General features: G+C 53.4%; 1 protein-coding gene. It reads left to right on the top strand.

Annotated features, from left to right (window positions below):
- Positions 1-41 precede the first annotated feature (41 nt).
- Positions 42-354: hypothetical protein (locus AC1RP1_RS08070; RefSeq protein WP_481762726.1), on the top strand; the 313-nt coding region annotated here is incomplete at its 3' end.

Genomic DNA, 354 nt, shown 5'->3' with positions numbered 1-354 from the left:
TATGGACGGGATTTGTCTGATCCCAGTTTTAGGAGAGCCCAGTGGCACAGTACATTAGACTATATCTGGTACCCATAAACGGGGTACAACAAGTGATCGACGTTGACTCATCGGTCCTGATCCGCAGCAATAATCAATTTGTGTCGCCTCAAGTAGCAGCTTCAGTAGACCTGATAATGGCACCGGTTCAAACCATGTTCACGCCGTTTGCGGATGCGGCTACGGCCTTGATGCTGACGCTGACCGGATATCAGAATGTGCGTGTCTGCTGGCGGGAACCCGTCAATTCGGATGAGAACCCGAGCAACCAGATCGTGACCGCGCCGGACCCGACTGGTGGTCAGTGCGTGTGTG

It is taken from the genome of Dellaglioa sp. CoH-56-MRSF-13 (assembly GCF_056782095.1).
The sequence above is the reverse complement of the archived record's forward strand: the minus strand, read 5'-3'. Positions and strand labels throughout refer to the sequence as shown.